The sequence below is a fragment of the Pontibacter sp. HSC-14F20 genome, from assembly GCF_019599265.1.
Classification (GTDB): Bacteria; Bacteroidota; Bacteroidia; order Cytophagales; family Hymenobacteraceae; genus Pontibacter.
In genome coordinates this window covers 43,160-50,014 of record NZ_JAHZTC010000026.1, presented here as the reverse complement: position 1 = coordinate 50,014, position 6,855 = coordinate 43,160, and the positions used below count along the sequence as shown (strand labels likewise).

The 6,855-nt window shown below is 38.1% G+C and carries 5 protein-coding genes and 1 tRNA gene; 2 read left to right on the top strand and 4 right to left on the bottom strand.

Annotated features, from left to right (window positions below; translation table 11 throughout):
• Positions 1 to 504: 504 nt before the first annotated feature.
• On the top strand, positions 505 to 924 hold the full coding sequence (locus K3G39_RS18950) for a hypothetical protein (RefSeq protein ID WP_220627746.1): 420 nt from the start codon (positions 505 to 507) through the stop codon (positions 922 to 924).
• Positions 925 to 1,912: 988 nt separating this feature from the next.
• On the opposite strand, the gene K3G39_RS18945 is transcribed toward K3G39_RS18950, so the two are convergent.
• The 4 genes from K3G39_RS18945 to K3G39_RS18930 form a co-directional block, all read right to left on the bottom strand.
• Positions 1,913 to 2,470, bottom strand: coding sequence for a hypothetical protein (locus K3G39_RS18945; protein ID WP_220627745.1), 558 nt, complete (start codon positions 2,468 to 2,470; stop codon positions 1,913 to 1,915).
• 18 nt (positions 2,471 to 2,488) lie between these two features.
• Positions 2,489 to 3,394, bottom strand: a complete 906-nt coding sequence (locus K3G39_RS18940; protein WP_220627744.1) for a hypothetical protein — start codon at positions 3,392 to 3,394, stop codon at positions 2,489 to 2,491.
• 83 nt (positions 3,395 to 3,477) lie between these two features.
• A complete protein-coding gene (locus tag K3G39_RS18935) occupies positions 3,478 to 4,713 on the bottom strand; it encodes an alpha/beta hydrolase (RefSeq protein ID WP_220627743.1) in 1,236 nt (411 codons plus the stop codon).
• 714 nt (positions 4,714 to 5,427) lie between these two features.
• A tRNA-Glu gene (locus tag K3G39_RS18930) sits at positions 5,428 to 5,499 on the bottom strand.
• A 182-nt stretch (positions 5,500 to 5,681) separates the two neighbouring features.
• Here K3G39_RS18930 and gap point away from each other — a divergent pair.
• Positions 5,682 to 6,674 (top strand): type I glyceraldehyde-3-phosphate dehydrogenase, encoded by a 993-nt coding sequence (gene gap, locus K3G39_RS18925; RefSeq protein WP_220627742.1) that lies wholly within the window; start codon positions 5,682 to 5,684, stop codon positions 6,672 to 6,674.
• The last annotated feature ends 181 nt before the right edge of the window (positions 6,675 to 6,855 follow it).

Here is a 6,855-nt window from a genome sequence, read left to right as displayed (position 1 = left end):
TCAATATGCTCCGGAATTTACCCGAGGGGTCAACATGCTCCGGAATATTTAGTGCCTTATACTGCTATCAGAGGGGTCAGCATCCGCCGGAATGTCAGAGGTTGCTTTCGTCAGCAACAGCTAATCCGGCCTTAATGTACTACCGGAAGGTGGGGTCAACATGGTCCGGATTATCCACGAGGTGAGGAATTACGGAAATGATTGTGAGGACAAGCAAAATCCGTAAAATAGTTACGGAGAGCGTTGTGAGGAGTGTTTTTTACAGAAATATTGAGAAATCTACGGAAACTATAAGTTGAGGATTTTACGGAATAGTACGGAGTAATAATTTACGGAGGGTTGATTTGAGATTGATTTAAAGTTGCTAATCGTTGCGGAGGAAGATGAGGACGAGGTTGCTTTAAGGTTGCCGGGAGGTGAGGTAATAACTGACTCCCTTAACAGTATAAGTTCTACCAGCAGCACACGGTGTGCTGCCTGGACAGAACCTAAATCAACTTCATCATGCGTATCAACTTTAGAACAATCGCTTTCCTTAGAACCGCCTTTACCAACGACTTAAAAGAATTCGGTCAAAGCCTGGACAACTTTGCAGGCCGTAACGAATCGTACCTGCAGTGGAAGCTCAGCTACATGGATGATCTGAGCCTGTGCCAGACGCTCCTGGATCTGGAAGAAGAAATGCAGGAGTATGAGGAGCAACATCAGTGCAAGCTGAACATGCCGATCGAATACCGCCTGATGCGGAAAGAATATAAAAGAAGAACAGACCGTAACTGGGATGAGGACAGCTACGACATCTCTTGCGAGTACGACTGGCTGCTGGAGCGCTGTCTAACTATACAGAAGGGTACCGGCCACCTTACATGTGTGTTTGCGCTTATACGGCCAAAGAAGACTGGGCGTGGGAAAATGCGAACCTAGAGGCGTAAATAAATAGCCGGATTCATGTTAGGAACCGGCTATTTATTTATACTTCGTACTCCTTGTAAGCAACTAGAAGCATATGCGCTAACCGTTGGGGCTCCTCTGAGATGGAAATGCTATTAGCCCATTCTGTAGGTTGCAGCTGACCAACTAATATTGTGTTCCAGGTTAGTAGGTGATCTCCTTCAGCCTGGACATTCTGGAACTGTACGCGACCGTTAGTTAGATCACAGGCCCAGTGGTTGAGCTCTTGCAGAGCATTTGCTGGGTACGGGGTAATCCGTTGTGGTTCGTCCATGTAGGTTAGGTTTAGTTACCTAAAGTTACCACCTACAGAACAAAGTTTTTTACATTTCTCGAGCACCGGCAGTGCCCCTGAAAAGCGATTAGTAATCATAAGGCCAGTATCGGTTGAATAGGAGCTGTTCCCATTTCTTCTCTGCTCGAACAGAAGCTAAGTTAGGATTTAGAGCACCTATGCCTATAAGCCCTTGCTGCTGCTACTTACACACATCATAAATGTCCCACCATTCGATTATCTCATCCCGGTGGCAAGTCAGGTTATATTCTTCACTGGATGGCGCATAATCAAACACATATTGTTCGATCGTTTTAAGATCAGGTTCTTGAGCTATAAAATCATCCAAGCTCAGGTATCGATCTTCCAAGTTAAATTCAAAAACCATTTTATAGATGCTTACTAATTCTGCTTCTCCTTATTGCTTCCAAATTACACTTTTCTCAGAAATTTGCTCTATTTATCTTAACATTAGTAACCGGCTTTTAATGTCTTGTACTTATACAGGCTGCTCAAAATTCCACTGGTTATTACTTACAGTTTTCGCACCAGTAAATGATCCTCTTGCACTTACTATAGCTGTAATACTATAATCAAACTGACTTTGGAAATGAAAACCCATTTTTAGGTTGGCATTGTTATCCTTTGACTTCTTATTTAGTCAAAGTTGAATTAATAGTTTCACTTTTAATTAAGATTTCGTTTTTCATCATACCACCTGTTTAAAATATGATATGAAATCCAACCCACTTTTTCAGCTACATCGTCTTTATGGTCTGTGTGATAATACCCAACTATGTGCATATACTCATGACAAATGTGATATGCATATATATATGAGAATGGGAGTTTCTTATCATCTTTTCTTAGTTTCTTATAGCATGATTGAATATAATTCTTACCCTCCTCTGAATGCCCATATTCGGTTATACAATTCTTCATTAAAAGGTCTAATTCAAAAGTCGAATTTCTATAAATGCTGTCAAGAATAACACTCCCCTTTATTCTGTCACTTGAACAAGCCTCACCATAATTTTCACATTTAAAGTCGTATTTCCCAATTGAATCTCTAAACTCTTGTGAGTTCAATACTAGGTTAGCTAGTTTAATGGCATTTAATGCCATGAGAGAATCTACATTATTATTTTTTGACTTGAAGGTTCTTAATTTAAGTTCAACACTTTTTTGTTGAGCCAAAGCAAAATGACAACTAATTATTAATAGTAAGGTAAATATGTTCTTCATAAACCAATTAAAAGTTTACTATTTTAATTTTTTGTTTTTTAATAAATCAACCACCTCAACACCAATACCAACAACATAGAAAGGCTCCCTATTGTATGTTTCGTTATTTGTCAAATTTGCATACCAATTATACCCAATATGTATATAATCGCTAATATCTAAAATGGGTCCATGAGAAAATGAATTAAATGAATATGAATTAGCTGGATCATCTGCTTTAGTAATTGTATAATCAAGTGAGTATGAGAGACCAATATAAAAATCATTATATAAATTGATTTTAGTGCCTAGCGCCACGCCTATAGGAATTGTATTAAAGATGATACCTTGAGGTGTTTTTTGGAAGTTTGTACCGAATTGACCTACAGGAAACCAAAATCCAACTGGAGATTTTTTAATAATGTTTCCATAGGAAGAGAAGCGGCTTAAATACCTAAAATAAAAATTCTTTGGACTGGTAACTCCATTATATAATATGCTCACATTGTTTATAGAGTATGCTTGAGGAAAGCCTGTAACATTTGACAATTCAATCCTTAAATAATTTCCATTCAGATTGGATAAAGATTGAGTGTAGATTACTTCATTGCTTTCGGTTTTTATTTCAACAGAGTTAAGATTCCCATTAGAAATAGGAACAATTTGATTTGTTGAAATATCCCTGAATACTATCACCAAAAAGTCATTATTTAAACCTGTTATGTTGTACTTGGCTTTATTAGACATTTCAACTTTAATTTTATCAGGGTAGTCAACTAACTTGGAGCATGCAGCACTATCTTCCTTTGTCAATATTTGATTATTTACAAACTTTGTCATACTTAAGGTCTCATCCTTAGTGAACAAGTAAACTTCAGGTTGTAAGTTTTGACTGAAAAGTTCGAAAGGGATTAAAAAGATGATAAATAATAATATTGTTTTCATTTTATTAATTGTTTATATCGTTCTAATAAATCACTTTTATTATTTTTTATGAATTTGTTGTTGAAAATTTAATCGTTTACTAATTAATTTAAGCAATTCTTTATATGAATATGAGAAGTTGGCGCTTTCTCTAAGATTAATAGATCAATAAAAGTATCAAATACATTACCTGTAGCCATAAACTCCTTTACCCCATGTGCTCTTTTATACCCTGCCTTTTCTAATGGACCAGTAAAATCTACTAACTTAGAATATGTACCAACACTATCAAGGCGAGGAAAGACTTCTTTGCAATACTCCTCTGAATTAACCCCTAGAGTTGTCGCTCCTGCAATACTTGATGGTAAAATTGACTTGCCAGTTGCTGCATCTTTCCTATTATGACCAAAAATTATTCTATCATAGTTATTGCTTTGAAGAATATTCCCTGTCCTTTTTGTAAATTCATTAAAGTGAGAGGAGGGCATTGCAGGAGCTATAAAGGCTACTCTAATAGATTTATGTATTGGAGTAGTATATTCATGCTCTACAGAAAGATCTTTATAAGAATTTCCCCAGATAGTTAAATCATTTCCACTTAGTGCAGACTCCGAGTTCCACAGTGCAATGCAAGATAATGGTGCTCCAGTACTATGAGCAATGATACGTATTGGTAAATCTTTATTATTAATGTTAGATATTATATTCCTTAAGGTTAAGCCAACAGGGTACATAGAATGTTGTGCATATCCCCAAATACCTAGTGCAGATGTACTAGTACCACCATCCCATCTTACTTCAAGGAACTGAACTGCTTTTCCTTTAAATTGATTATTTAATAAGTATTGTTCAAGTTGCTCATACCATTTCGCTTTATCAACATCATTATTATAACCATGTACTAAAATAATTAAAGCTTCAGGCTTATTAGTCTCGATTTGATGATTTAGTTTATTAATATAACTGCTTCGGATTTTGGATTGTAAGGCTATCCAATTTTTGTAGTTTTCTGAAGCAAGTGTAGATGAAGGATTTGGCGAAACGTCATATTTCTTTTGAATACTTTTATATTCTTCTTGTTGTATCGTCTCCCATTTCTTTTTTGTATGATACTGGTAATAAGTTCTAAGAAAACCTTTATGATATAGAAGTCTTTCATTATCCACTGGAGATTGAGTAGATGCTTCAGGGTATAGACTACCTTCTCTATCAATGTAGATTTTCATTTTATTATCTATTGCCCTTCCTGAATCGTTGCTGGCAGAAACTCCATATAAAACAGGTCTACCACAACCAGATAGTAATATAACTGATAATAAGAATGGAAGTACTAGTTTCATATATATTACGTTTAGATAGTTAAATATAAATATTCATAAATAATAATAATAAAATATAAATTATATGAATTTATACTATTCTTATTAATATTTTGTTATAAATAAGTTGAAGGATCAGCAGTCAACATTTGGATATAAGCCCTAAACAGGAATAATACCTGAATTTCACTTGACACGCCATGGAAATGGTAGGCATTGTGCATTAGAGGTTATACTAGATCGTTATTGGTCAAGAGCTGGCAAACATCACAATAACTAGTACAAGGAGCAGCTGATCTAAGAGATTGTTTACTGGCTGCGCCGAAAATGCTGCCTGCTATAATAGCTTTGCTTGGAAGGTATGACCAGGCACAGACGGGAAGTACTGGAGCAGAATGGCTTTGACTTTATCTCCTTTTCCGACCAGAACTTAAGCTTAAAAGCAACACCCACTATTTCTGCTATGACTATGGCTACCTGTCGCGAAAAGATGAGAAGGTATTAATCGTAAATTAGCAGCCATACATGGAGCGGTCATAGGCTATAAGAACAGCAATTCGAGACGATGGTGCTAGAGTCTAAATAATCTAGAAAGTGCTAATTGGGAAAGAGCTAAAACAAGAGCAGAAAAGGGGAGTAGCGACCTGTAAAAACAATTTTGTTACTTTTCTGTTACTCTGGAAACAAAAAACCCACTTATTTGATGAAATAAGCGGGTTTTTAAGCTTTACTGTGTAGTCCGTAGGGGAATCGAACCCCTGTTGCCAGAATGAAAATCTGGAGTCCTAACCCCTAGACGAACGGACCATCTTGTCGTTTGGTGGTGCAAATATAAGGCAAAGTGCTTACAAGGCAAATGTTTTTTTGATTTTTTAGCCTGATTTCACGTAAAACATTAAGAGACAGGCAGGAAAAAATATGTTGGTTTTCCTTGTCTGTAATCGTAACTTCGCACCATCAAATTTAAAAACAAATCAATCCCAAATACCATGTCTAAAATTAAAGTTGCAATTAACGGTTTTGGCCGTATCGGCAGACTTACTTTTAAGGCCCTTCTGGAGAAGGACAACGTAGAGGTAGTGGCTATCAACGACCTGACCAACACCAAAACACTGGCACACTTGCTAAAGTATGACTCAGTGCACGGCCGTTTCAACGGTACAGTAGAGGCCTCTGACAACGGTATTATCGTGAATGGCAGAGAAATCCAGATCACTGCTGAGCGCGAGCCGAAGAACTTGCCTTGGGGCAAACTGGGCGTAGACGTAGTATTGGAATCTACCGGCCGTTTCGTGGACCAGCAGGGCGCTGGTGGTCACCTGGAGGCAGGTGCCCGCAAAGTAGTTATCTCAGCTCCAGCCAAAGGCGATATCCCGACAGTAGTACTGGGTGTTAACGAAGATGTGCTGACAGGCGAAGAAACTATCGTATCGAATGCTTCGTGCACTACAAACTGCCTTGCACCAATGGCGAAAGTACTGGACGATACTTTCGGTATCGAAAAAGGATATATTACAACTGTTCACGCATACACAGCAGACCAGAGCCTGCAGGATTCACCGCACAGCGACCTGAGAAGAGCGCGTGCAGCAGCTTATTCTATCATCCCAACCTCTACAGGTGCTGCTAAGGCTGTTGGCCTGGTAATGCCGCATCTGAAAGGCAAACTGGATGGCGTGGCGATGCGCGTTCCTATTCCGGATGGTTCTTTGACTGACCTTACTTGTGTACTGAAGAGACCAGCTACAAAAGAAGAGATCAATGCTGCGATGAAGAAAGCTGCTGAAGGCGAAATGAAAGGCATTCTGGAGTATACCGAAGATCCGATCGTTTCAATTGACATCATTGGCAACACGCATTCCTGCATCTTCGACGCAGAGATGACATCAGCTAACGAAACACTGGTGAAAGTAGTAGGCTGGTACGACAACGAGGCTGGCTACTCTAACAGAGCTGCTGACCTGATCGCCAAGCTTGGCTAATCACTAGGTTTATACCTTAACATATGCAAAAGCCCGCCTTTCCGGTGGGCTTTTGTGTTTTATAGCGTATATAAAAGAAAATTACTATATTTCATCAGGAATGACAATTGTCATAGCACAGGCATCTACAATCCTGTATTTTTACAACTGAAATCAAACAGAAAGACTAAACCGCACAAAA

Excerpts from the sequence above, each read along its gene's own strand:
- K3G39_RS18950 (WP_220627746.1), top strand. The coding sequence starts at position 505 with ATGCGTATCAACTTTAGAACAATCGCTTTCCTTAGAACCGCCTTTACC.
- K3G39_RS18945 (WP_220627745.1), bottom strand. The coding sequence starts at position 2,470 with ATGAAGAACATATTTACCTTACTATTAATAATTAGTTGTCATTTTGCT.
- K3G39_RS18940 (WP_220627744.1), bottom strand. The coding sequence starts at position 3,394 with ATGAAAACAATATTATTATTTATCATCTTTTTAATCCCTTTCGAACTT.
- K3G39_RS18935 (WP_220627743.1), bottom strand. The coding sequence starts at position 4,713 with ATGAAACTAGTACTTCCATTCTTATTATCAGTTATATTACTATCTGGT.
- gap (WP_220627742.1), top strand. The coding sequence starts at position 5,682 with ATGTCTAAAATTAAAGTTGCAATTAACGGTTTTGGCCGTATCGGCAGA.